Genomic DNA, 23,994 nt, shown 5'->3' with positions numbered 1-23,994 from the left:
TGGTTCGGGGGGTTGTTGCATGAGGTTGTCCCGTCGGGTGAGTGGGTCGTAGCGGGCGTGTGGGGGCCGTGGTGTCGGCCCGTTGTGGTGAAAGTGTATCGGGGTGTTGTGGCGGGTCCTCGAAGTTCGTGGGGCGTGATCGATTGGGGTCCCGTTTTGCGCATGATGAAGAGGGCGGTTGCGGCGAGGCAATGGATCGCTGAAACCTACGTGTCGGTGTACAGGGCGACGTTCAGTGCCAGGACGGGACCGACGCTGAGGGCGGTTTTCCTGTCCCAAATGAGAATCAGAGCTGCGGCGACTAGACCATTCCTGCCTGCCGGTCCACCGCTGACGGTCCAAGACGTCCTTCTGCAGAAGCGAAGAGAACGATTCCATTGCGGCGCTATTGGCGCATTATCCCGCTAATGGTCCGGGAGGCCGGGGATTGGCCGGTTAGGGATTAGCATATTCGGGCTTGAGGGAGCCGCTGCGACCTTGCGAGGCGCTCTAGGTCCGGGCTTCCCAGAAACTGCAATGGGAGTGTCCTCGAAACATCTGCGTGTTTCTGTAACCGTCCCTGGCAGCCGCCGTTTCCTTCTTGTGGGTGTCTCCGCGCGTGCTAAGGCTTCGTCGACGGATAAGTCCTCGGCCGAGAAGTCCTCGGCGAACTGGCAGCACATCCTCAGTTTCTTACGTCAATACGATGTTCCGCAGCAGCGGTGGTGATACTTCCGACTGCGGACTCTTCCGATTTTTTTGGATGAACGTCGCCAGTCGCTGGTCACTGCGGATGTCCACCGGGAGCTGCTTACCCCAGGCCGTGGCGGTCACCGGCGAGGCCTGGCCGGCGACGGGGCTGAGCAGGAGGTAGTCCTGCTGGCCGGCCAGGGAGGTCAGTTCGGCGATCTGCTCCTTGGGAAGGTCGGGCCGGTAGGAGAGCCACACGGCTCCGTGTTCGAGGGAGTGGACGGCCCGGGTCTGACCGGGCTGTTAGCGTTGCCTGTATGATAGCTCAGCGCTTCCGGCGCGTCCTCTTGATCCTTGCGGCGGCAGTTGCCGCGCTCTCCCTAGCTGCCGTCGGCACCGTCATGGCCACAGCCTTCAACAACACCGTGGCTCCGGTGTGGATCACTTCCACCGCACTCTACGGACTTCCAGTGGCGTTCCTGCTCATGCTCGTCCTGGTGCTTGACGCCGTCGCGGCCCGACGCCGGGCCGCCAGGAAGGACGAGAATTACCACTGGACTTGATGTCCCTCGTCCACGCTCAGCAAGGGACTGCAGGCACGCAGCGAGGACTTGCTGCGTGCCTGCAGTCCCGGCGCCTCTCTAGCCGGGGCGTACCGAACGTCAAGCGAAGCTCGAACCAAGTTCGGATTCTCTAACGCTGAGAGAGCTTGGTGAAAGCTGTCCCGCCAGCGTACACGCCGTTGCGGGCAGGTACAGCGACGGAAAAATGCGTGAAGCGTTACCTACGAAGCTGTGCATTGTGGGCAACCAATTTATGGAGAATCTGAGCTGGCTAGAGCCGATACCTTGGACATTTCGGTCCCGACGCCCGGTCCCGCCATTACATGCGGGCAGACCGGATCGGGCTTCCTGCGCAACCGTCCATCCGTCACCAGTTCTTGGACTTATTCTCGTCAGCCGTGGGCAGCGTCCGTCCGGGCAGCGATGGCGGTGGCGGCCATGGGATTACGCGGCATCAGGACGCTATTGGTCCGTTCGGGCTTGTACCACCCGACTGCGCGGCCTTTCAGGGCCAGCATCAGGGACCCAAAGAGCACGTAAGCGCGGAGTGGTTCGTAGATGATGCGATAAACCGGGACCAGGAGAAAGTGTATTGGATCCTCCCTGACCATGAAGACGGCGACGGCCGAGATAATCATGTGGATTGCAGCGACGAAGGCAGCGAAGACGGCGATGGCCTGCCACTCCCCGCGGGCGAGGCTGCTGACCGCGACAACAAGGGTCACGGGCATAAAGATCAGCGGAACGAGCACCGAAATCAACGCGTAGGGCATGCTGAGCATGCCCAACGCTCCGTAGCGGGGGTTGAAGAGCATACTGCGATGTTTGTACATCGACTGAATGTTGCCGTTCGTCCACCGCAGCCGTTGCCTAAACAGTCCCTTGATAGTCATCGGGGCTTCAGTCCAGGCAACCGCGTCGTTATCCTGAACGATGCTGTAACCAAGCTGCTGTAGTGAGAGAGTGAGGTCTGCGTCTTCAGCGAGGGTGTCGGTGGAGTAACCTCCCAGGCGCAGCAGCGCCTCACGGTGCCAAGCAGCGCAGGCGCCAGGAACGATGGCGATCGCCCCTAGGAGTCCTTCGGCCATCCGTGTCACGCAGATGCCCGATAAGTACTCCAAGCTTTGCCAGGCGGTTAACACGTTGCGTCTGTTACCAACTTTGATGTGGCCGGCGACAGCCCCCAAAGGCTTGCCGTTTCGGGCCCCGCAAAAGTGGCGGGCTAGCATCCGGATGGTCTGCGATTCGAAAAGGGTGTCACCGTCGAGGGTGACGATAACTTCACCTTTCGCGTGGAGAACACCGTTGTTACTTGCCTCGGATTTTCCGCTGTTGGGCTGGTCCAGCACGCGTAACTGTGGCCACTTCTTTGCGTATTCATTGAGAACATTCAGGGTACCGTCCGTGGATCCGTCGTTCACGGCCACAACCTCGAACCGGGGGTAGTCGCTCTCTTGCAGAGCAGCCAGAGTCTTACTGACAACAGGCTCTTCGTTGAAGACGGGCAGGACGACACTCACCAGTGGCCAGTCCTGCTCCGGGATCGCGGCCCAGCGCCGCCGCTTTTGGCGGGAGTTGCCTATCAGGGCCAGCACCACGTACAGCAGAGAAAGAAGAGTCAGGGAACCCACCCCGAACCAGAACAGCCAGCTTATTACAACGTTGGGTGTGACCAGGTAGGCCGTGATGGTCGCCAGAGTCAGATGGTCATTTACGTTGGTCGATACGTTACGTTGCGGGATAAATTCGCTAGGAAGTAGGGGCTGCACGGTGGAGAACGTGTAGCCCTGAGCCTTTGCCTGCGGGATGAAGGTCTTGAGCATTTCAATGGTGGCGCTGCGGTCCCCGCCTCCGTCGTGGACGAGCACAATGTGGCCCTTGCCATCCAGCTCGGGTGTCTTGATGGGCTTTCCGGGCGCATAGTCCCAGTCTCTTAGGTCCATGTCCATGTTGATGTGAAGGTATCCAAGCTGCTGGGCCTGCAGAAGGGCCAGGGTGTTGTTTTCAGGATTGCCCTGCGGTATGCGGAACAGCCTCGAGGCATAGTTTTCTGCGGCGCGCATCACGCGGTCAGCCCCGATGATCTGCTGCCGGTTGTAGGAGTCCCCATTGGCCCAGAAGTCGATGTGCGACATAGTGTGGTTGCCGACCATGTGTCCGTCGTTGATCATCCTCTTGAAGACGTCAGGGTTCTTGACGACGTTGTCGCCAACAGAGAAGAACGTCGCCGGGACGCCTTCGGCGGCCAGAACATCGAGGATGTCGCGCGTATATTGGGGGTCCGGACCGTCATCGAATGTCAGCATCAGCGTCCGGTCGGCGGGCTTACCGTACGTTTCCATCACGTACGGGCTAGCGCCGATCACTTCGGATTCCGCTGCCGTTGCCTCCCGCCACACTGTATTGCTGAAGGGATCCTTGAGCAAAACCTTCCCGTCTTTGCGTTCAACGAGGGCAATCCGGTCAAGAGCGAAGCCGGTTTCCGCCCCGATCTGCGGGATGCTCTCAAGGTCCTGGGTCGACAGTAACTGCCGGGGGTAGCCTGGTTCCTGATTCAGCTGACCCGTCCGAACCGGGGCGGTTACGCCCGGGAGGATCCAGACCAAGGACGGCACGCCTATCAATACGAGCGCCAGGAAGCTGCTAACGATCCGCCGCCAGCGTTTACCACTGGGATCGAAGAAGACAGGCGCTCCTCGAGGTCGCGGTGGACTATACGCCGGATCGATCATGGGAATCCTTGCAGGAACCAAGACACGGGTGAGGAAGGGAACAGGGGCCTCAACTACCGGGACACTTACACCGTCCGAGCCGGGGGTGGCGGCAACGGTGGGTGGGGCTCCTTGATCCCTTGAGCCTAAAAACCATCCGCCCCGGACACATCCGTAGTGTTTACGCGTATTTGCGCCGGGGGCACTACTTGCTTTGCTCTATGGCCGCACGCGCGTTCGAAGCGAGACCGGTGCCCACTCACTTGGATCGGCTGGCCATCGTCGATTCCACGGCGCCGCGAAGCTTCTCCAAGAGACACTGCTCGGGTGTGCCCTGCGGTCAATGGACGCAACAGGGGATGGGCACCATGACGAAAGACCGCTAGACGCCGAATCGGATGATATTTTCCACGCCCACCAGCAGCACTGCCGGCGGTGGGCGCGACGTCCAGGAGGACAACAGGAGGTACCCGCGGATTCCCGGTACACGGAAACCATTACAAAATTTGTCCTGAAATGTCAGCGATCAGAAGAACGCCCGGCCAGCGTCTCGCGAACGAACGTTACCGGACGATCAGGAGATGGTTGTGCGCTACTCTTTCTCAGTCCGGTCCCGCGATGAATGCGGCGAGGGGCCAGTTGGCGAACCTGATGGCGAGACCCGCCCCCAGCGGCGGATCACCGAGCGCGTTGAGGGTAGATTCCGCTAGATAACGGAATTACTACGAGTCCGATTTCGTAGCTATAGTTGACTCACACCATCGATACCAAAGCGTTACCTGATCCGGAGCCGAGCTCTGCCAGCGGATCAGGGTGCACACAAGTCACCAACTGGCAGAGGCGGGGAAACCACGACCGGCAGTCGCAGGACTGCCTTGGGGTGAAGTCCGTCAGCAGCAAGCCCACTTCCAGCTAACGATCCTCCGGGACATCTCTGCGCAAAGTGCTTGTTACGGCGGACCGGGTCTTTGAACTCTCTGACCCGAATCCGACAGCTAACTTCGCAGGCTATCCAGAGAGGAAAACTTGGCCACGCAATACCCCAGGGGCCGTCGCCGCGCGACAGGCCCCGTTCCGGCACCCCGGACGATCGAGGCGTTTACCGCGGCCAGGCCCCGCGATCCGCACAGGGAAGCACGCCGGCGCCGGGGGCCCTTCCGCCAGATCACTGATTTCGCCGGTGCCAGTGGCCTGGGCCAGAAGGCCGGCATCGCGTTGGCGGCCACGGGCCTGGTACTCACCGTGAGCGTTCCGGTGACCGGCCCGGTGATGGCATCGCAACAACCTGGCCAGGGCGCGTCCGCCGTTTTTGCCGGCGCCCAGCCTGAAATTTCCGCCGCCGCCGGCGCCGAGATAAGCTTCAGCCGCTCCGCCGTTGGCACCCAGGCGGACCCGGACGGCAGACTAAAACAGCTGCTCAGTGCCCAGTCGGCCGGTTCCATCACCCGCGCAGCCTCCGCTGGAACTCTTGGCGCCCCGCTCGCCGCGATGACCACGGTTTCGCCCTTCGGGTACCGGGTCAGCCCCATCACGGCCGGTTCAGGGGATTTCCATCGAGGACAGGACCTTGTGGCGCAGTGCGGCACTTCCGTCCTGGCAGCTGCCGCAGGCACCGTCACCTTCGCAGGTTGGCACCCCTATGGCGGAGGGAACCGCGTGGTCGTGGATCACGGCAATGGCCTGAAAACCACATACAACCACCTGTCTTCCTTTAACGTGACCCAGGGTCAGAAAGTGTCCCGGGGGGACGTTGTGGCCTTCAGCGGGACCACGGGCGCTTCCACCGGCTGCCACCTCCACTTCGAGGTGGAAGTCAGCGGTCAAGTTGTCGACCCGAACGGTTGGCTCTAAAGTCAACTGATGGCGAACTCTCAAACCGTCGTGAGTTGCCGTGACCTGAATGTGACATTGCTTACAAATCCCGGTTGGTCTAGCACGATGGAGGACAGAGGCGGACGCCCCATTCCGGGCCGCCAGAGACTGTAGTTTCCAACGACCGTGCACCTTCGGCCGAACACCTCAGAACGGCTTCTGCGGTTGGAGAGCCCCGATCTGAGGTTGCCTTCTGCCTGATTCGTGAAGGTTAGGCAATGTCGTCTGCTCTGTTAGGCACTAGGGGGAAGTGGTGTGCGTCGATCGAAAAGGTTGAAGATCAGGTTCGCCAGAACGGCGGGAATGTACGCGGCGATCAGAAGATCGTGCGGGCGGGCTAAAGAAAGCAACCAAGTGATTGCCGCACCTGCTATCGCGGCGATTGTCAGGACGCGGTATTTCCATTTCAGGCGGGTCAGGACCATAGGTTGGCCGGCGGACCGGCCCCTGATCTTGTCGCCGGCCATGACGATGATCAGCACGGCGATACCGGGAATCAGGGCGGTAGTTTCGAACTGCCTCACCGCGCCGGTGGCTGCCGAAACCCGGGCGATGGCCACGCTCGCACCGGCCAGGACCAGCATGACCAGGGAGCCATCCACCGTGCCCTGCGCTGCCCATCATCACCCATCGCCCCATGCGACGCCCCCGTCATGTGGTTTGTCAACAAGAGCAGAGCACCAGGTACGGGATAATGGAGCCATGGCCAAGACCCCCGCCCAGCGGATCAGGAAGCACGGCGCCAAAGCCGCAGTCCCCGAGCACCAGCTGCCCCCGGTGATTTCCTCACGGACGCCGCAGAGGGCCCAGAGCAACAGCAACCTCATTGTGATCGCCGGCGTCGTGGCCAGCCTCTTCCTGTTCTGGTACGTACATCTGCTGACGCTGAACCAGATGACGCAACTCTCCAACGGACTGGCCATGCCTGACTCGCTGATCGGCGGGTTCCCTGCCGATTATGCCGCCCAGCTGCGCGCCGTCATGGACGACGATGCCCGCGGCCAGCTGAGCTACGTCCACAAGACTGCCGGCACGCTGTTCCCCCTGATCTTTGGCTTGAGCTGGGTGATGCTGATCGGCACCAATGTGGCGAAGAAGGGTCTCCGCTGGGCCTTGTGGGCGTTGCCGCTGCTGTTTGCCGGGGTGCGGTTGTGGGGCAATGCCGCCATCGATGCGGCGCTGGCACCCGCGGTTCCCGACGCCGGCGCCGTGGCCCTCGCATCGGCGCTCACGGTTGCGGGGTGGGTGCTGCTCCTGCTGAGCCTGCTGGTCGGCGGGGCTGCCGTTTTTCTGGGCCGTCGGACTGCCCGTCGGAGTGCTTCATTGCCCTGAGCAGCTACCTTGCCTCCCTGTACGCGCCGACCTGCTATCGGGCCAAGCGAACAAGCCCAGGATGATCGGGTAGGCCTTGCGCGTTCCACGCCGTCGGGCTCGGGGATGCACAGCCCGAAGTGTGTGATCTCGGGACATAGGCGACACATGACTCGGGGCATGCACGACAGCTGACACGCGACACGTGTCTCGGGACATCGGCGACGGAACATGGCGTGTCCCGGGTCATCGGCGACGCGCCTTCCGTCAACGATGGGCCATGTCGAAGAACAAGGTCATCGTCCTGGCCGTACTCGAGGGCGGAATGTCCAAAGCAGAGGCTGCCCGCCGCTACGGCGTCGGCCGCCAATGGGTCCACGAACTCCTCGCCAGGTATTTGGCCGAAGGCGACGCCGGTCTTGAGCCGCGCTCCCGCAAACCCCTTACCAACCCGCAAGCCACTGATCCCGCGGTCCGGGTCCGCATCCTTGCCCTGCGCACCGAGCTGGCCGCCAAAGGCCTCGACGCCGGTGCCGAGACAATCGCCGCGCACCTCGAACGCGAAGGCCGCACCCCGCCGGCCAGATCGACGATCCATAGGATCCTGCGGGATGCAGGCACGGTGGTCCCGGAACCGCACAAGCGGCCCCGGTCCTCGCTGCGTCGCTTCACCGCGGCCCAGCCCAACGAAATGTGGCAGTCCGACTTCACCTACTGGACGCTGGCCGACGGGACCGCCGTGGAGATCCCGGACTTCATCGACGACCACTCCCGCTACCTGCTTCACCTCACGCCCCACCCCCAGAGTCACCGGAACCGTCGTGGTCGATGCCTTCCTGGACACCTCGCAAGAGCACGGCCTGCCCGCCTCCACGCTCACCGACAACGGCCTCGTCTACACCACCCGCCTCGCTGGCGGCCGCGGCCGACGAAACGCCTTCGAAACTCTCATCGCGTCCCTGGGCATCACTCAAAAGAACGGCCGTCCCAGCCACCCCCAAACCCAGGGCAAGATTGAACGCTTCCACCAGACCCTCAAAAAATGGCTCAAGCATCAGCCCGAGGCGCACACAATCGCCGACCTGAACGAGCTCCTGGCCAAGTTCCAGCAGCTCTATAACCACGAACGGCCGCACCGCGCCCTCAAACGCCGCACACCTTCCGAAGCCTACGAGGCAACCCCCAAGGCCGGGCCCGCCATCGCGGCCCAGGGACAGCACTGGCGGATCCGCACCGACCGCGTGGACGCCGACGGCAAGGTCACACTGCGCCATGCCGGACGCCTCCGACACCTCGGCATCGGCCGCGCCCACAAACACAAACCCGTCATCCTGCTCGTCCGAGACGCCGACGTCGCTGCCGTCGAGCACGGCACCGGCGAAATCCTCGCCGAGTTCACCATCAATCCTGCCCGCGGCTATCAGCCGAATAAACAAAACACCCCCGGTCCGAAGACCGGGGTGTCGTCGATGTCGCAGGACATCTGTAGTCGATGTCCCGCGACATCACAATGCACAGACCGAAGGCGATGAACCCCCACTTACTGCGCTCTGACCGTCATGCCCAGGCTGTGGGGATCTGGCTGGCCGCCGTGAGCCGGCCGTGATCACAGCCCTGAGTAGGAGTGCAGGCCGTTGAAGAACTGGTTCACGATGGCGAAGTTGAAGACTACGCACAGGTAGCCCACGATCGAGAGCCAGGCAGCGCGGGTTCCGGTCCAGCCTCGGGTGGCACGGGCGTGCAGGTAGCCGGCGTAGACCACCCAGATCACGAAGGTCCAAACTTCCTTGGTATCCCAGCCCCAGAACCGGCCCCAGGCCTTCTCCGCCCAAATGGCGCCGAACATCAGCGTGAACGTCCAGCCCACGAAAGCAATGGCGTTGATCCGGTAGGACAGGTTCTCCAGGCTCAGCGCATTCGGAACGAGGCGCATGAAGCCCAGCTTGTCGGCCCCTCCGGCGGCAACGGTCTTCTGCCGGTGCGACTGGACCAGCTGCAGCGCGGACATGGCGAAGGTCAGGGTGAACAGGGCCGAGGACAGCACAGCGATGGACACGTGGATGATCAGCCAGTAGCTCTGCAGCGCGGGCACGAGGTGGCCCACGGGCGTCCAGAACGCGACGGAGGCCGCGACCAGCATGATGATGGCCAGTCCAATCACGAAGGTGCCGAGAAAGCGCAGGTCGCGGTGGACCAGCACCAGCAGGAAGACCGCCACGGCCACGAACGCGCCGGTGGTCAAGAACTCGTACATATTGCCCCACGGCACACGGCCCGCGCCGAGCGCCCGGGTGATGACGCCGGCGGCGTGGATGGCGGCCCCGAGTACCGCGAGGGCGACGGCGACCCGGGCCGGAACGCGGCGTTCAGCGCCGTAGCGCATACCGCCGTCGGCGGTCAGGCCTGCCCCGCTGCCTTGGCTGCCGGAGACCGACGACGTCGGGCGCTCGGCCCGGCCGACCGGCCCGGCCACCTCGGAGTCGGCGCGGTCAACAGCCCCGCCGGAGGCCCCGACGCCGGCGCCCACCGGGACGCGGGCCGCCTCGGCGCCGGACAGTGCTGCCGCCTTCAGGTCCACCGCGCGCAGGGTCTTGCTGCTCTTGGCCAGATCCCAGGCGAAGGCGATGAAGGCCACTGTGTACGTGCCGGCCGCGAGCAGCATGAAGAGCTCGCTGTATTGGCCCATGGTCTCGTTCAGGGTAGGCATTAGTTTTCCTTCGTTTGCTCGTGCGGGTCGGCTGTTGACTGGGCCAAGCCTGCTGGGGGCTGTGCCCGGGGGGTGTCTGTCACGTCATTATCCGCCCGACCGCTGGAAGCCGTCCCTGGGGCGAGGCGCCATTGCCCGGCCAGCAAGGACCGCACGGCCGCGGCCTCCGCTGCCAGGCGGTGGTCCTCGCCACGGGCCAGAAGCCCGTACTCCACCATGGTCCTGCCATCCTCATTGTTGCCGGCCCGGACCCAGACGCGACGGCGGTTCACGTAAAGGGAGGTGATCAGCCCGGCGACTGCCAGCAGCGAGAACACCAGGACACCGGCCTGGCCCGGAACCGTCCGGATGTCCACGCCGATATAGCGTTTGAGTCCGTCAAAGCTGATCGAGCCTTTGCCCTCGGGCAGCGTGTAGGTCTGCCCGGCGTTCAGGACAATTCCACCGGCAGGGAGGCCGCGTCCGTTGAGCTGTGTCAGCTTCTGTACGTCCAGGTTGTAGACGTTTTGCGGCTTCCCATCATCCAGGCCGAGGTCGCCGTAGTACGAGTTCAGGTTAAGCTGCGGGTTCAACGGGTCCGGATCGAAGCTGTACGCGACACCCTCGGCGTTCTTCACCGCAGACGGGAGAAAGAAACCGGCAAAGCCCAGCTGGGACGGTCCGGCATCAGGAACTTTGGCCACGATCGTGGAGGTGAAGACGGCATCGGTGGGAATGGACACAACGGGCCCGCTGAACGCGGTCTGCCCGTTTCCGTCCTTCACCGTGATCACGGGGGCGTAGCCGTTGCCAACGAGAAACATCCCTGTCTCCCCGAAGTACACCGGTTCATTGACTTTCAAGATCTGCTGCCGTGGTGGTGCGTTCAGTCCGTCCCGGGTGGTGAGGGCGGCGGTGAAGTCGATCGGCTGGCCGAACTGCTTGGTTGATTCGCGGTCGAAGCGGACGTCGAATTTGTCGAGGGTGACGGTGAAGGGAACCAGTTGGGTGCTCTGGAAATTGGTCCCCGGTGCGAAGTTGTCGTAACCGACCAGGGTGTTCACGAAGGTGTCGCCCTCGACGAGGATCTTCTGCCCCCGGTGGCCGAACATCCCCCCGATGGCGACACAGACCAGGACGCCGATCAGGGAAGTGTGAAAGACAAGGTTGCCTACCTCCTTCAGGAAGCCGCGCTCGGCCCCCACAGACGGCCGCGCGTCGTCGTCCCTTACCTCCACGCGGTACCCGCGTTTTTTCAGGAGCGCCGCCGCCTCCGCAATAGCGCGCGACGCAGGGACACCGGCTCCCACAGGAAGCACGAGCGTACCGTATTCGGGAAGCCGGGACAGCCGTTTGGGTGTTCGCGGCGGCTGCGACCGCATGGCTTTGTAGTGCGCGATGGCTCGGGGAAGAACGCAGCCGATCAGGGAGATGAACAGCAGGATGTAGATGGACGAGAACCAGGCTGAGGAGTACACATCGTAAAGCTGGAGCGCGTCCAGGATCCTGCCGTAGTCAGGGTTGTTCTTGATGTGTTGAGCCACGACGGCAGGGTTCGCGGGCCGCTGCGGAAACAGCGACCCCGGCACCGCGGCAACGGCAAGCAGCAGCAACAGGAACAGTGCCGTGCGCATGCTTGTGAGCTGGGTCCAGGCCCAGCGCAGCATGCCGGGCAGCCCCAGCGGCGGGGGAACCACAGTTCGGTTCCCCGGAGCAGTGTGTACAGGCATCGGCTACTTTCAGGTCTTCGGCGTCGGGGCGTGGCCTCCACCGGATCTTCTACAATACGTAGAAGTAATGATTGTGTATACCTTCATAGGATCACAAGAGGCCGTAAATTCGCCGGGTTGCCGGAGCCTTTGACTTCAGGACGCGAGGTCGGCTTGACCGGCCCGGCCTCGCCGTCAAAATGCCATAAGGTACGGTTCATTCCCACGAAAGCACAACGAAAGAGAATCAAGTTGGCCACCGACTACGACGAAGCACGCCCCGATGTTGCAGAATCGCGTAATGCCACGCTTCAGGCCCTCCGGTCCGCCAACGCCCCGGACGCCCGCAGTGTGGTCAGCGCGCTGGATGAGGCTGACACGACCGATGGTGTGGAACTGCCAGGCGCTGACCTCTCCGATGAGGTGCTGGCCATCGACGTCATCCCGCAAAAGGACGACGAGTTCACCTGCTACTCCTGTTTCCTGGTCCGGCACCGTTCACAGATTGCCGCCGGAAGGGACGGGCACGCTTCCTGCCTTGAATGCGAAGGCTGAATCTTGAGAAAATGCCCGGAGCCAGCAGTACCTTGGTCGCTTGGGGCCGGCACTGCAATCTTTTATGCTGCGCGGGCGCCCGGGCGCCGGTTCCCTTCATCGGCGAAGATCTGATCCTTAGGGCACCAAAGTAGGCTTTGTCCGCGTAGTCGGTTCAGTTCGGACCTGCATTGGCGGTATCGCCTGCTGTTGCGGGGCCACAGCAGGTCGGGGACCCGAGCAGGTTAACTCATGGCTCCCCGTCGTCAGCGCATCTACAGCGGCCAGCTTGGCCACGGCTACTGCGCTACTGGTTTTTGGCGCGGGTGGAAACCAAGTCCTGTGAAGGGGTGGTGCTCCTCGCTGGCAGTGGCCCTGGCCGACCTATCTGCCCGGGGACCCACGCCTCCCACGGTACAGCCACTGCCAATGGCGGATCGTGGGAATCCCGGGCGCGAGCGGCGCCGGCGAGGCCGACCTACGGGGAAATCCAGCGTATCCAGGGTGTGCAACTCATCACTGCGGAGATCAATGCCGGCCTCCCTCCTGGCAGTATTGGCCAGCCACCTACCTACCCGGCAGCCGTCAGCTGGTAGGCGTAGAGCAGGGGTGCATCCACGCTGGACGCACGTATTTCCAGCGGGCCTGTTTCGGGTACGCTGACTTTCGCTGTCTCTTTCGCGCCGTTGCAGGCCGCCCCCAGTTCCATCACCTCGTTGCCGCCGGAGCGCACGCCCAGGAAGGCCTTGCCGCCGCCTTCGCACACCAGCGTCAACTCATAGCTGCCTGCCTGCACGTCCTTTGTGTGAACCACCGGCTGCCCGTTGAGGATTCTGCCGGCGTCCGCCGCTACGGTCCCCGAACCGGCGGGAAGCGCGGCGGCCTGCCATGCCGGTACGTCAGCGTTACCCGCGGAGACCTGCCCGGCGCAGCCTGACACGGCCCCCACGACAGCGGCCGCAGCCACACTGCAAAGGGCGCGCCGAAACAGAGGAGAAAGGTATGCCATCCCTCCAATCTACCCGGCCAATCAGCTGCGGCACCCACGTTCCCGTGCCGCGCGAGCACCGCAGCGGGCAGACGGGACATTCCGACCTTTGCCTGTCCGGGCTGGCATCCGCTACCGGGCAGGAACCCGCCCCGGCCAAGAACCGGCAGGAAGCCGGCTGGGGCCGTAGGGCAGCCGCCTGACCCCTTCACCCGTGGCCGGCCTACTGACACATGCTCGCATCGCCTGGCGCTCTTACCCGCAAAAGCCGCCCCCTGACGCCCTGATGGAACCACCAGCCCGTCAGGGGCCATTGCCCATCACGGGCAGGTCGGTTCCCAGGCGCCGGCACTTAAGGGACCGGCCGGAGGCAGGAAACAAACTGGCATTGGACACGGCAGCGGATACGCCGTTATGGGCGTGACAGCCACGGGTATGGCAGGAGGGACGCCCGTGGGTACGGCGGGCATGACCGCAGACACGTGCGCGGGGGGCCACGAACGAGGGTCCAGGGGCACTGGTTCCGGCGGCATCATCAGGTGGCTGATGTGGCTAGTCAGCGGGCACACCACTGAACAGGTTGAGGCGCCGGGACGCGATGACGGGTCGGCGCCACGCCATCACGAGAGGGCGCTGACGCAGCGGAACGGGGCCTCACCCCGCAGGAGAGGACCCGCTGCCCCTGCACTCAGAGGCGCTGTTCGGTAAAACCATGAACCCGCGGGACCGGCCGGGAGCGTGGATATCATGTAGGCATGGATATCGGCAGCCCCTCATCCGTTCCCGAGGAACCGGACACCCCCCAGCCCGGGGCAGAACGGCCCCGGACGATGCGGCTGTGGATTGTTTTCGTCACGGTCGTGGTCCTCACGGCCGCGGCGTTTTTCGCCATCGGCCGGCTGACCGCAGCCCCGGCGCCCGCGCAGGTATCTGATGCCGGTGCCGACGCCGGATTCGCCCGTGACATGCAGGCCCACCACGCCCAGGCCGTGGAAATGGCCCTGCTGATCCGTGACAAGTCCGCCAACCCGGAGATCCGAGCTATCGCCTACGACATTGCCACCTCCCAGCAGCAGCAGAATGGGCAGCTTTTCGCCTGGCTGCAGGACTGGGGCCTGCCCCAGACAGGCACGGCACCGCCCGGGGCGTGGATGGGGGCAGAGACCGGCGCCGGGCACGCCATGACGCCGGACGCCGGAGGCGGGATGCAGGGCACCGGCGGGATGGGTGGCATGGCCACCGCCGAGCAGATGCAAGCGCTGCGCGAGGCCTCCGGGGCCACGGCCGACCGGCTCTTTACGGACATGATGATCCGCCACCACCAGGCCGGTGTCGAGATGGCCCGGGCCGCCGTCCGCCTCGCCGAGACGTCCAAGGTCCGGGACTTCGCCGCCCGCGTCGTGGACGCCCAGACCGCGGAGATCACCGCCCTGCAGGAACTGCGCGGCAGGATCTGACCCCCTTTCGAAGAAAGCGAGAAACCACAATGTCGGCATCACGGAAGAGCGCCGCGGAACGAAAAGCCATCCTGAAGGCCATCCAGACCAGGCAGCGCGCCGCCGATAGGCGGAGGGCGTGGCTGATCTACGGCACGGGCGCGGTTCTGGTCGCTTCGATCATCGGTGCCGTGACGTTCGTGCTCGTCGGTGATGTGCAGCAGGGTGAGCAGGCCAAGGCGGCCGCGGCCCGGCCCGTGGAAGGCGAGCAGGATTACCCCGGCCAGTCCCGGAACCACACCCGCGAACCCGTCAGTTACCCCCGGACCCCGGCCACCGGCGGAGATCACGCCCCGGTGTGGACGAACTGCGGGACCTACACCGTCCCGGTGGAGCAGATGCAGGCCGTGCACTCCCTCGAACACGGCGCGGTCTGGCTCTCCTACCGGCCGGACCTTCCCAAGGAACAGGTCGCCGAACTGACTTCCCTGGCCGGCAGCCAGGACTACATTCTGCTTAGCCCCGTCGCCGGACAGGCCTCGCCCGTGACCGTGACCGCCTGGGGCAAACAGCTCTCGGTGGACAGCAGCAGCGACGGGCGCCTGGCGACGTTCATCCAGAAATACCGTCAGGGCCCGCAGACCCCAGAACCCGGGGCCGTCTGCAGCGGCGGCGTCCAGGGCTGACCGCCGCCCTCCGCCCCCAGTGCACTCTGCATAGTGTAGACAGGGTCGATCCAGCGGGTAGATGACGCGACGAGGCGGTGAGCAGACAAACCCGGGGTCTGGACGGTGTCGCTCCTTCCGCTGCCGCCCATCAGGGAGATGCATTAGCGGGATAGCGGCGGGCCAGATAGGTGGGCGGCCGGCGCGGGGAGGTTCAGTGATGGCCTTGACCGGCGCCGCGAGAACCGGAGCCACGGGCAAACGCTTAGGGGCAAGCTGGCAGGTATGCTGGGCTGGTGTTGAATGAGTTTTGGGCCACCGCTTCCGCCTCCTACAAAGCCGTTGTTTTCGGCGCCATGGGAGCGATCGCCGTCGGAATCGTACTCACTATTTTGGGGCAAGTTTTCAGGAACGAGACCCTGACCTTCGCCTCGCTGGCCGTCATCGGTGTGGGGCTGGTGCTTCACAGCGCAGGCGTTGTCATCCGCGGGCACAAGGTACAGAAAAGCCTCCGGAAGTAGCCACCCGCCTAGCTGGGTCGTAGTTTCGGCTGGCGGCAGGCCTGCTGACTGCATCCGATCCGTTTGCGGGGAACCGGCCGGACAGGACGCGGCACGGACTGCCTCCCGGGTCTATCCGGGGGTTGTGTGCCGCCGGCGGGTCTTCCAGCGCCTCCACAGCCAGGACTGGCCGCGCTCCGCAGCACCCATGATCCGCACTGCGACGGCCCAGTAGGCGATGCCCGCAGCCACGGACAGCAGCACGGCCAGTACCGGCTGGCCCTCCTTGAAGTCCGGGAAGACCACCCAGTGGGTGACGTAGATGTACAGCGACGCGCTGGCGACCACTCCGACGCCGCGGTGAAGGATCCGGGGCAGCGGGATGGCCGGAATCCACGCGATCATGAGGATGCCCGCCAGGATGGTGGCTTCGCGCCAGGGGTCATCGAAGTAGCCTGGCAGGGTCAGGGCTGCCAGGATGGAAAGCGCCAGGCGCGGCGGGCACGTCCGGGCCCGGGCAAGGGCCCAGCCCAGGGCGAAGAGCCACAGCACCGGGCGCGTGTGCAGGATGTCGACTGGCACCAGGTTGTAGCGGAACATCAGCCCGATGCCCACGAGTGCCAGGGGGAAGACCAGCGGGAAGCGTTTCTCCGCGCGGTGCGCCCAGGGGATGGACAGCAGCGCGATCATGCCTACCAGAACGTAGACCAGCACCTCGATGAACCAGAAGTGCCAGGCGTCCGTCCAGCCGGCGGGCCCGATCATCGTGTTCAGCAGGAACAGGTTGGCGATGGTGTAGTGGAACTTGTCCCCGGCGAGCAGCATCACCGCGCCGATGAACGCCACGGTGGGCAGCATCACCCTGGCCAGACTGCTGAGTTGGCGCCGGAGGCGGGGAAGCCGCTGCCCGTCCAGTTGGAAGCGCGCGAAGTTGTATCCGGCCAGGGCCATCAGGATGTGGGCCGTCCCGGGCCAGCGGATCAGGTCAATGTGGGTGCTGATGATGGTCAGGATCGCCACCGCGCGCAGCACGATACTGGTCTCCAGCGGCGCGATGATCCGCCGGGGCCTGCGCCCGGGCTGGCTTCGCCCGGGCCGCGTAAGGTCCTTGACGGGTGTGACGTGCCAGTTGGCCGGCAGCTGGCCCAAAGCACGCTCCAGCCGGACCGACGCCGCCACGTAGGACAGCGAGTCCCCGCCCAGCGAGACGAACGTATCATCGTCGCCGATGTCCTCACGCTCCAGCGCGTCAGCGAAAATCCGCTTCACGTCCTCGAGCGACCCGCCCGCAGCAGTGTCCGTGCCGTCCTCGTCAGGTCCGCTTCCAAGAACGACGGCTGTGCCGGAAGCACCGGTGCCGCCCGCCCCGGTGCTTGAGCCCGGAACGGCGGCGGCAGGCGGCTTCGTGCTTCCGGGATGCACCGCGGCGAGGGCAAGGACGGCGGGATAGTCGGTCTTGCCGGTCGCCAGGCGGGGCAGCCCGGCGACGGCGTGGACGGCGACGGCGGCGCGCGGCAGGCTGAGCTCCTGGGCGAGCGTTTTGGCGATCATCCGCTCGTCGTGGGTTCCTTCGACGGCGGCCACCAGTCCGGCGTCCGTCCCGGCGCAGGCTGCGTTGAGGCCGAGGCCAGCGAGGATCTTTTCCACCTGGCCGAGGTCGATCCGCAGGCCCGCGATCTTCACGAAGCGGCTGCGCCGTCCCACCACCTCAAACAGCCCGTTGGTGCGCTGCCGTGCGAGGTCTCCGGTGCGGAGCTCCTGCACAGTCCGACCCAGGGCAAGGTCCGCGGGCTTCTGTGCGTAGCCGAGCATCACGTTGGGCCCGCTGTAGACAAGCTCCCCATACCCTTGTTCAGGGTCAATCGGGCTTCCAGGGCCGTCCGGGCCGGGAACGGGGTCGATCCGGAACTCTCCTCCCGGAACCGGGACGCCGATGGTTCCGGCATTCCCCTCCGCCAGGTGTGGCGGCAGGTAGGCCATCCGGGCCGTGGCCTCGGTTTGCCCGTACATGACGAACAGATCCCAACCCTTGCTACGGCCCAACCGCGCATACCGCGTCACCCCCTCCGGTGCCAGCCGTCCTCCGGCCTGCGTGATGTAGCGAAGGGTGGGCAGGTCCCGGTCCGCGAAACCGGCACGGTCCAGCAGCTCGAACGTGTAGGGCACGGCCGCAAAGGACGTGGCCCCGCGGTTCCGGAACAGCTGCCAGAAGCAATCATCCACCACCGACAGGCCGGTCAGCACCAACGCTGCACCGCGGAGCAGGTGGCTGTTGATGACCGAGAGCCCATAGCAGTAGTACATGGGCAGCGTGGTCATGGCGCGGTCGTCGGATGTGATGCCCAGGTACTCGGCGATCGACTCGGCGTTGGACTGCAGGTTGCTGTGTGAAAGCCGCACCAGCTTGGGGGACCCTGTGGAGCCGGAGGTGCTCAGGAGCAGGGCCAGGTCCGGGTGCAGCTCGTGGATGGTCCCGGCCCGGACCTCTTCCAGCCGCAGCGCATCTGCCCCGTGCCCACCAACAGCAGGGCGGATGACGACGTCGGGATCGTAGTCCGCCACGAGCGAGGCAAGGGCGGCCGGGTTGTCCGCGGGGGCCAGCAGCAGCGGGTGGCCGCTGGAGAGCGCGGCGAGGTAAGCCACGAGGGCGTCGATGCTGTGGTCGGCGGCGAGCGCGATGAGCCGCCGGGAGGTGCCCAAACGGTGCGCGAAATCCTGCACGCGTCCGGCCAGTTCACTGTAGGTGACGGCCCGGGCACCGGTGAGGACGGCGGGCCGGTCGCCATGGCGGGCAAGCCCCGCAGCAAAGGCAACCCCCGCGATTTCAAGGGGAAGAGTCACCGCGCCACCATAGAGGGAAGGCTTACCTAACTTCAACTGGAATAATTAGGAAACGCTTTCGTGACTTAAAGCGTTGGGGTCGTCCGGGCTGGCAGGGTATGAAAACGAGTGTTCGACCAACTGTTGTGGCCAATGACCGTTTCGCCCAAACCCTGAATGGTCCCGGACCGCGGGCATCCGCCCGCGCGGCACAGCGCATCCGACGGGGCCTTCCCTGTAGTGCGAACGAAAAGCGTCGGATTGGGCAGCAACCTGATGCTGATCGGCGGCGTCGGGAAGGAAACACTGTCCGGCAGGCTCCCAGGCAAAATCGATTGTCCTGAAGGTGTTCCCCGGAGCATCACCGCCCGTGGGCCCGCGGCGCCGACCGTTCGTGCATCTCGGGTGCCGCGACTACGATAAGGGCATGAATCGTCGTCTTGCCGCTGTCATCGGGGCCCCGTTCATTCTGCTTGTGGCTGGCTGTGGCCAGGTACAGGACGCAGTGAAAGGCGCCGCCAGCGACGCCGCTTCACAGGCAGCCACGGCGGCCGCCGACGCGGTACGCGGCCAGATCTGCTCGCCTCTGCAGGACGGGCAGCTCAGCGCACGGGACCAGCAGGTCCTCTCACGCCTGCTCCCGGCAGCGAAGGCCGCAGGCGTCCCGGCCGAGTTCGCCGCCCCGCTGGAGCAGATCGCGAAGGCCGGTGACCAGGTGCCAGGCGCCTCGGTCACGGCATTGCTCCAAGCGTGCGGCATCACCCCACCGCGGACGCCCACCAGCAAGTAGCGCCACGCAGTGAACCGTTACGACGCAACATCGCTGACCCGTCGCGTCCGAAAAGTCCTCGTACCCTTCTGTGCACCCAGCGAACTACAAGCTTAGTGTGAGCATAATTCGATCGGAGCTTCGGTCAACCGCTGTTTGACCGGGGCTCCGCCAGTTTAAGGCCCGAGCTGTGCACTTGTTGCAGACATCCCTTTAGCGGAGGGTCCCGTCCTGTTGGGTTCGCGGACAGCGGGTGCGGCCGGCGGAGTGTATGGACCAGCCAGACAGCTCGACATTTATGCCGATAAACGCCCGTAGGCGACGGGCGGGTTTTGCTTCAGCGCTACCTGCGTCCTGCAAATGGGCGCCAGACACCTCGACCCCTACCCGTCCGCGCTGGCGTTTGCCAGCCAGCAGGAATCTGCCTCCGCCAAGGAACGGCAGAAGACCATCGACGCCTCCTTTGCCGCGGACATGGCTGCCTTGGGGCGCGGATCACCTTATGGGTCAGGAAGCATGACAGCTTCGCGGGGAAGGCCGTCTATATCGGCAGGAGCCAGGGTCCCGAGTTCCTTGGCTACAGGGAGTCCGTTGTCAACGGCAGCGCGGGAGCGGGATTCACGGCCGAGAGCGGGCAGATCGCCAACACGGGGCACTCATGGGAGAAGCATTCACACTGCTGCCCGAAGACCTCTACTTTCTCGCACAGCGCTGGGATTCCGCCCGTAAACGGCGGATATTCCCGGGGCATAACACGCGGACCGGGCCTGCGGTACACCAACGTACGGGATGGTGTCAGTCGGCTGAAAATCTATCCGCTGGCGGTTCCGCTTCAGCCCCGGGCTGCTCGGCAACGGTGTACACCGTTCCACCGGGCGCTTCCCCGCTGTCCTGTCCTGAGGCGGAGAACTGCGCCTGGTAGCGCACCCGGCGAATCCGCCGCGTCATGGACACCATGAGCATCACAACAGCTATGACCATAAACGCTGTCATCACGAATCCGAGTAATCCCGGCGTCACCCGGTCCGCAGTCAAACCAGGCCTCAACCCGTCAGTCCCAGGACCGGGAGCAGGCGCCGTGCTCAGGGCTTGAAGGCCCGACGCAACGAAAATGTTCTGCACTGACTCATCCTTTTAAAATCTTTCCGAACGTGCTTATGGACACTGTGTCCACGAATGACAAACCGCGGGTGAAGCACCGCCCCCTACAGCCATGAAAGCCACGACCTGAAATGTCTGGGTGTCATGCCTGGCTTGACGACCAACGACACTGATCAGGATCTGGGCGGGATCATTCCCCTGGCACCAAACACGCACTTTATTCGAACGCCGGTGCAGTGGCCCAAAACCATTCAACACCACCACAGCATAGGCGGGCCCGGTCACGAGCTCCGTTCCGGCCGCGGGGGTACGGGTGTTGTGGTCTCAGACGCCCGCGCCCCTGGACGCGTCCCGAGCGCGGAGGGACGCTATTTGGTTTTGGGTTCGCGGTAGGCCAGGAGACGCAGGGCGTTGGCGACGACGAGCAGGGTTGATCCTTCGTGGATCACGACGGCGAGGCCAATGCCGATGACCCCGGTGATCGTGGCCGGGATGAGGATCGCGACGACGCCGAGGCTGGCCCAGAGGTTCTGGCGGATGATCCGGCTGGATTGCCGGCTGAGGTTCACGGCGAACGGGAGCCGTTCGAGATTGTCGCCCATGAGGGCCACGTCGGCGGTTTCCATGGCGACGTCGGAGCCGGCGGCGCCCATGGCGATTCCGACGGTGGCGTTGGCCATCGCGGGGGCGTCGTTGACGCCGTCGCCGACCATGGCGACCTTGTGTTCCCTTGTGCGCAGGTCGATCACGGCCGCGACCTTGTCTTCGGGCAGGAGGTCGCCGCGAGCCTCGTCGAGTCCGAGCTTCCCGGCGACGGCGTCGGCGACGGTCTGGTTGTCGCCGGAGAGCATGATCATGTGCCGGATGCCGGCGGCGCGCAGTTGCGTGACGACCGGTGCCGCGGAGTCCCGGGGGGTGTCCATCAGGCCGAGGACGCCCAGGTACCGTGATCCCCGGCGGACGACCATGGTGGTCCGGCCCGCGGCTTCGAGGCGGGCGGTGGCGTCGGTGATGTCCTGGGTTAGTGTTGCCCCGTCGATTTCGGTGAAAAGCCGCTGCTTGCCGATGTGGATCTGTTCGCCGTCGATCAGGGCGCTGACCCCCCGCCCGGTGATGCTGGTGACCGCCCCGGCGGTCAGGAGGGGTGAGCCGTCCAGCCGGGCGCGGGCGGCCGTCACGATGGCCGAAGCCAGCGGGTGGTCGCTTCGGGACTCCACGGCGAGGGCGACGTTGAGCAGTTCGGATTCCGTGACGCCGTCTGCGGGTTCGACGTCGGTCATTTCCGGTTTGCCCTCCGTGAGGGTGCCGGTCTTGTCGAAAGCGATTGCACGCAGGGTGCCGAGGTTTTCCAGCGGGCCGCCGCCTTTGATGAGCAGGCCGCCGCGGGCCGCGCGGGCCAGCCCGGACAGGACGGCGCTCGGGGTGGAGATGGCCAGGGCGCAGGGGCTGGCGGCGACCAGCACGGCCATGGCCCGGTAGAGCGTGGCGGAGAACGGTTCGTCGATGACGAGGCCGGCGAAGAGCAGGACGGCGACGAGGATCAGCACGGCGGGGACGAACACGCGCTGGAACCGGTCGGTGAAGCGCTGCGTGGGGGAGGTCTGGGCCTGGGCTTCGCTGACCATCCGCACGACCCGGGCGAGCGTGGAATCCTTGGACAGCCGGGTCACCGCGATCTCCAGCACGCCGGGCCCGTTGACCGTGCCGGCGTAGATGCGGCTTTCGGCGGGGATGTCCGCCTCGACGCGGGAGGCCTGTGGCCCGATCGGGGTCTTGTCGACGGGGATGCTTTCCCCGGTCACGGCCGACTGGTCCACGCTGCCCTGGCCGACGGTGACGTAACCGTCGGAGGGGATGCGGCTGTTGGGTTTGATGACGACGGTGTCGCCGATCCGAAGCTCACCGACCGGGATCTCCTGCTCGGTTCCGTCGCGTGTGACGATCGCGGTGTCCGGGGCGAGCTCCGCCAGGGCCGTGATGGCGCGCCGGGCCCGTCCCATGGCGTAGCTTTCCAGGGCGTGGCCGATGCTGAACAGCGCCAGCAGCAGGGCGCCCTCGGCCAGGTCCCCGAGCACCGCGGCGCCGGCGGCCGCGACCAGCATCAGGAAGTCGATTTCAAACCGCTTGGCCATCACCGTCTGGATGGCTTCCTTGAGCGTGTAGTAGCCGCCGAAGAAATACGCGGCGATATACAGACCCGTGGAAACCGCGTCCGGCACCGCGGGGCTCAGCCCGAGAAGGAAACCCGTCGCCAGGGTCAGGGCACACAGGATCGCGAAGATCAGCTCACTGCGCTCCCCGAAGATCCCGCCATGTTTGTGATCATGCTCTTCGCGCTTTTCGTGTTTGTGGTCGTGCGCTTCTGCCCCGCGTGCGGCGGCTTCGGGTGCGGCTGCCTCGCCTGGACCTGCCCCGGGGGCTTGGGGGCCGCGCCGGCCTGTGTGCGGTGGCGTTCCGAAGCGTGTCAGGACGTCCGTGATCGCCTTCTCCGAGGTCCGGTCCGTGAGGTATTCAACCGTCACAGAACCGGTGGCGGAGACGTGGGCCTCGGCCACGCCGTCCAGGCCGCGCAGCCGCTGTTCGAGCAGCTGCGCCCGGGCGGGCCTGGAGATGCCGTCCACGTCGAGGCTGAGATGCCCGAAGCCGCTGTCCACCCGTGCCCCCAGAGACAGGGCCAGCTCACGGATCCTGCCCAGGCTAATGACACCGGGTTCGAAATGCACGCACAGCTGCGCCGCTTCGGCGCCGTCCGGGCGTTTGACGTGGGCGTTGATGACGCCTTCCCGGGCCTGCAGGCCGTCGGTCAGGATGCGGACGCAGGCGTCCTGTTCATCCAGCGCCTCCGGCAGCACGGTCCTCAGGTCAAGTTGTGTGTCGGTTGCCATGCGTGCTCAATTCTCAATTCACGGGATCAGGATCAATTGGCGGGAGTAAGGTCTGCGGGGACTACCCGAACAGGTCACCGAGGAACCCGCCGCGCTTGCGGCTGTCGTGCCGGTCCCCGTGCCCGGAGCCGTGGTGTCCGTCCCTGCGGTCCGGGTAAGCCGGCTGACCGTACGGGGCCTGCGGGGACGGAGGCTGGATATACGGGGCCTGCGGGCTCGCGGGGGCGGGGTTCCGGGCCGCGTAGAACGAGGCTTCGGCGTCCATCAGGGACTCGAGCTCGCCCCGGTCCAGGAAGATTCCGCGGCACCCGGTGCATTGGTCGATGATGACGCCGTTACGCTCGTAGGGACGCATCTCCGCAGCGCATTTGGGGCAGGTGAGAGGGGTTGGTGAAGTGTTCACGATGGCTCCTGATGGTTGGGGTAAGGTTCAGTGAGGGCAGGGGCTGCAGTGACCACCGGAGAGTGGCCGGCGTGGGTGATCGCGAGGTCCAGCAGCATCCGGACATGGCTGTCCCCGAGCCGGTAAAAAACGACACGGCCCGCCCGGCGGGTTTCCACCACACGGTGCGCACGCATCAGCCGAAGGGCCTGACTCACCGAGGACTCACTCAGCCCGGCCACCGAGGCAAGATCCTGCACACACACCTCCCCGGCTTCCAGCAGCGTAGCGAGGATCCGGACCCGCCCGGGGTCGCCCATCAACCGGAACACCGCTGCGACGCGTTCAACATCCTCCGCCGAGGGCAGCACCGCCCGGAGGACATCAACACGT

General features: G+C 65.1%; 17 protein-coding genes, 2 pseudogenes and 1 riboswitch. Of the genes and pseudogenes, 9 read left to right on the top strand and 10 right to left on the bottom strand.

Going from position 1 to position 23,994, the window contains the following annotated elements; all coding sequences use genetic code 11:
* Positions 1-672: 672 nt before the first annotated feature.
* Positions 673-951 (bottom strand): annotated as a pseudogene (locus ABC337_RS17940) (thioredoxin-like domain-containing protein); the annotation flags it as partial.
* 35 nt (positions 952-986) lie between these two features.
* Between ABC337_RS17940 and ABC337_RS17935 the strand changes: the two are divergent.
* Positions 987-1,232 carry a hypothetical protein gene (locus tag ABC337_RS17935; protein ID WP_412885037.1) on the top strand — a complete coding sequence of 82 codons (246 nt, stop codon included), beginning with the start codon at positions 987-989 and terminating at the stop codon, positions 1,230-1,232.
* A 392-nt stretch (positions 1,233-1,624) separates the two neighbouring features.
* Here the strand turns inward: ABC337_RS17935 and ABC337_RS17930 are convergent, their stop codons facing one another.
* Complete coding sequence (locus ABC337_RS17930) at positions 1,625-3,964, bottom strand: bifunctional polysaccharide deacetylase/glycosyltransferase family 2 protein (RefSeq protein ID WP_412885038.1); 2,340 nt, start codon at positions 3,962-3,964, stop codon at positions 1,625-1,627.
* 791 nt (positions 3,965-4,755) lie between these two features.
* A riboswitch (cyclic di-AMP (ydaO/yuaA leader) is annotated at positions 4,756-4,968 on the top strand.
* A gap of 1 nt (position 4,969) precedes the next feature.
* On the opposite strand from ABC337_RS17930, the gene ABC337_RS17925 reads away from it, so the two are divergent.
* Positions 4,970-5,794, top strand: coding sequence for a M23 family metallopeptidase (locus ABC337_RS17925; RefSeq protein WP_412885039.1), 825 nt, complete (start codon positions 4,970-4,972; stop codon positions 5,792-5,794).
* 254 nt (positions 5,795-6,048) lie between these two features.
* Here the strand turns inward: ABC337_RS17925 and ABC337_RS17920 are convergent, their stop codons facing one another.
* Positions 6,049-6,399: a hypothetical protein gene (locus ABC337_RS17920; protein WP_412885040.1), complete on the bottom strand. Its 351-nt coding sequence runs from the start codon at positions 6,397-6,399 to the stop codon at positions 6,049-6,051.
* A 118-nt stretch (positions 6,400-6,517) separates the two neighbouring features.
* Between ABC337_RS17920 and ABC337_RS17915 the strand changes: the two genes are divergently transcribed.
* A complete protein-coding gene (locus tag ABC337_RS17915) occupies positions 6,518-7,147 on the top strand; it encodes a hypothetical protein (RefSeq protein WP_412885041.1) in 630 nt (209 codons plus the stop codon).
* Positions 7,148-7,406: 259 nt separating this feature from the next.
* A pseudogene (locus ABC337_RS17910) lies at positions 7,407-8,658 on the top strand (IS481 family transposase).
* Positions 8,659-8,732: 74 nt separating this feature from the next.
* On the opposite strand, the gene ccsB reads toward ABC337_RS17910, so the two are convergent.
* On the bottom strand, positions 8,733-9,833 hold the full coding sequence (gene ccsB / locus ABC337_RS17905; RefSeq protein ID WP_412885042.1) for a c-type cytochrome biogenesis protein CcsB: 1,101 nt from the start codon (positions 9,831-9,833) through the stop codon (positions 8,733-8,735).
* Complete coding sequence (resB, locus tag ABC337_RS17900; RefSeq protein WP_412885043.1) at positions 9,833-11,542, bottom strand: cytochrome c biogenesis protein ResB; 1,710 nt, start codon at positions 11,540-11,542, stop codon at positions 9,833-9,835. Before resB ends, ccsB begins: the two co-directional genes overlap by 1 nt.
* A gap of 231 nt (positions 11,543-11,773) precedes the next feature.
* Here resB and ABC337_RS17895 point away from each other — a divergent pair, with 231 nt between their 5' ends.
* The gene (locus ABC337_RS17895) at positions 11,774-12,076 is read left to right on the top strand and encodes a DUF4193 domain-containing protein (RefSeq protein WP_412885044.1); all 303 of its coding nucleotides are present in this window, start codon (positions 11,774-11,776) and stop codon (positions 12,074-12,076) included.
* Positions 12,077-12,626: 550 nt separating this feature from the next.
* Here the strand turns inward: ABC337_RS17895 and ABC337_RS17890 are convergent.
* A complete protein-coding gene (locus ABC337_RS17890) occupies positions 12,627-13,064 on the bottom strand; it encodes a DUF6023 family protein (protein ID WP_412885045.1) in 438 nt (145 codons plus the stop codon).
* A 734-nt stretch (positions 13,065-13,798) separates the two neighbouring features.
* Between ABC337_RS17890 and ABC337_RS17885 the strand changes: the two genes are divergently transcribed.
* From ABC337_RS17885 to ABC337_RS17875, 3 genes are all read left to right on the top strand, one after another.
* Entirely contained in the window at positions 13,799-14,500 is a 702-nt protein-coding gene (locus tag ABC337_RS17885) for a DUF305 domain-containing protein (protein ID WP_412885046.1), read from the top strand.
* A 29-nt stretch (positions 14,501-14,529) separates the two neighbouring features.
* On the top strand, positions 14,530-15,165 hold the full coding sequence (locus tag ABC337_RS17880) for a thioredoxin-like domain-containing protein (protein WP_412885047.1): 636 nt from the start codon (positions 14,530-14,532) through the stop codon (positions 15,163-15,165).
* Between the two features lie 275 nt (positions 15,166-15,440).
* A complete protein-coding gene (locus ABC337_RS17875) occupies positions 15,441-15,665 on the top strand; it encodes a DUF3188 domain-containing protein (RefSeq protein WP_347886008.1) in 225 nt (74 codons plus the stop codon).
* Positions 15,666-15,776: 111 nt separating this feature from the next.
* On the opposite strand, the gene ABC337_RS17870 is transcribed toward ABC337_RS17875, so the two are convergent.
* Positions 15,777-18,485 carry an AMP-binding protein gene (locus tag ABC337_RS17870; protein WP_412885048.1) on the bottom strand — a complete coding sequence of 903 codons (2,709 nt, stop codon included), beginning with the start codon at positions 18,483-18,485 and terminating at the stop codon, positions 15,777-15,779.
* Between the two features lie 484 nt (positions 18,486-18,969).
* Between ABC337_RS17870 and ABC337_RS17865 the strand changes: the two genes are divergently transcribed.
* Positions 18,970-19,254, top strand: a complete 285-nt coding sequence (locus tag ABC337_RS17865; RefSeq protein WP_412885049.1) for a hypothetical protein — start codon at positions 18,970-18,972, stop codon at positions 19,252-19,254.
* Between the two features lie 1,448 nt (positions 19,255-20,702).
* Here the strand turns inward: ABC337_RS17865 and ABC337_RS17860 are convergent.
* The 3 genes from ABC337_RS17860 to ABC337_RS17850 form a co-directional block, all read right to left on the bottom strand.
* Positions 20,703-23,219, bottom strand: coding sequence for a heavy metal translocating P-type ATPase (locus tag ABC337_RS17860; RefSeq protein ID WP_412885050.1), 2,517 nt, complete (start codon positions 23,217-23,219; stop codon positions 20,703-20,705).
* 61 nt (positions 23,220-23,280) lie between these two features.
* A complete protein-coding gene (locus tag ABC337_RS17855) occupies positions 23,281-23,622 on the bottom strand; it encodes a TFIIB-type zinc ribbon-containing protein (RefSeq protein WP_412885051.1) in 342 nt (113 codons plus the stop codon).
* On the bottom strand, positions 23,619-23,972 hold the full coding sequence (locus ABC337_RS17850) for an ArsR/SmtB family transcription factor (protein ID WP_412885052.1): 354 nt from the start codon (positions 23,970-23,972) through the stop codon (positions 23,619-23,621). The genes ABC337_RS17855 and ABC337_RS17850 overlap by 4 nt, the downstream gene beginning before the upstream one ends.
* Positions 23,973-23,994: the final 22 nt, after the last annotated feature.

The sequence above is a fragment of the Arthrobacter phoenicis genome (genome assembly GCF_047238215.1).
Lineage (GTDB): Bacteria > Actinomycetota > Actinomycetes > Actinomycetales > Micrococcaceae > Arthrobacter.
This window is presented reverse-complemented; position numbering and strand designations above follow the sequence as displayed.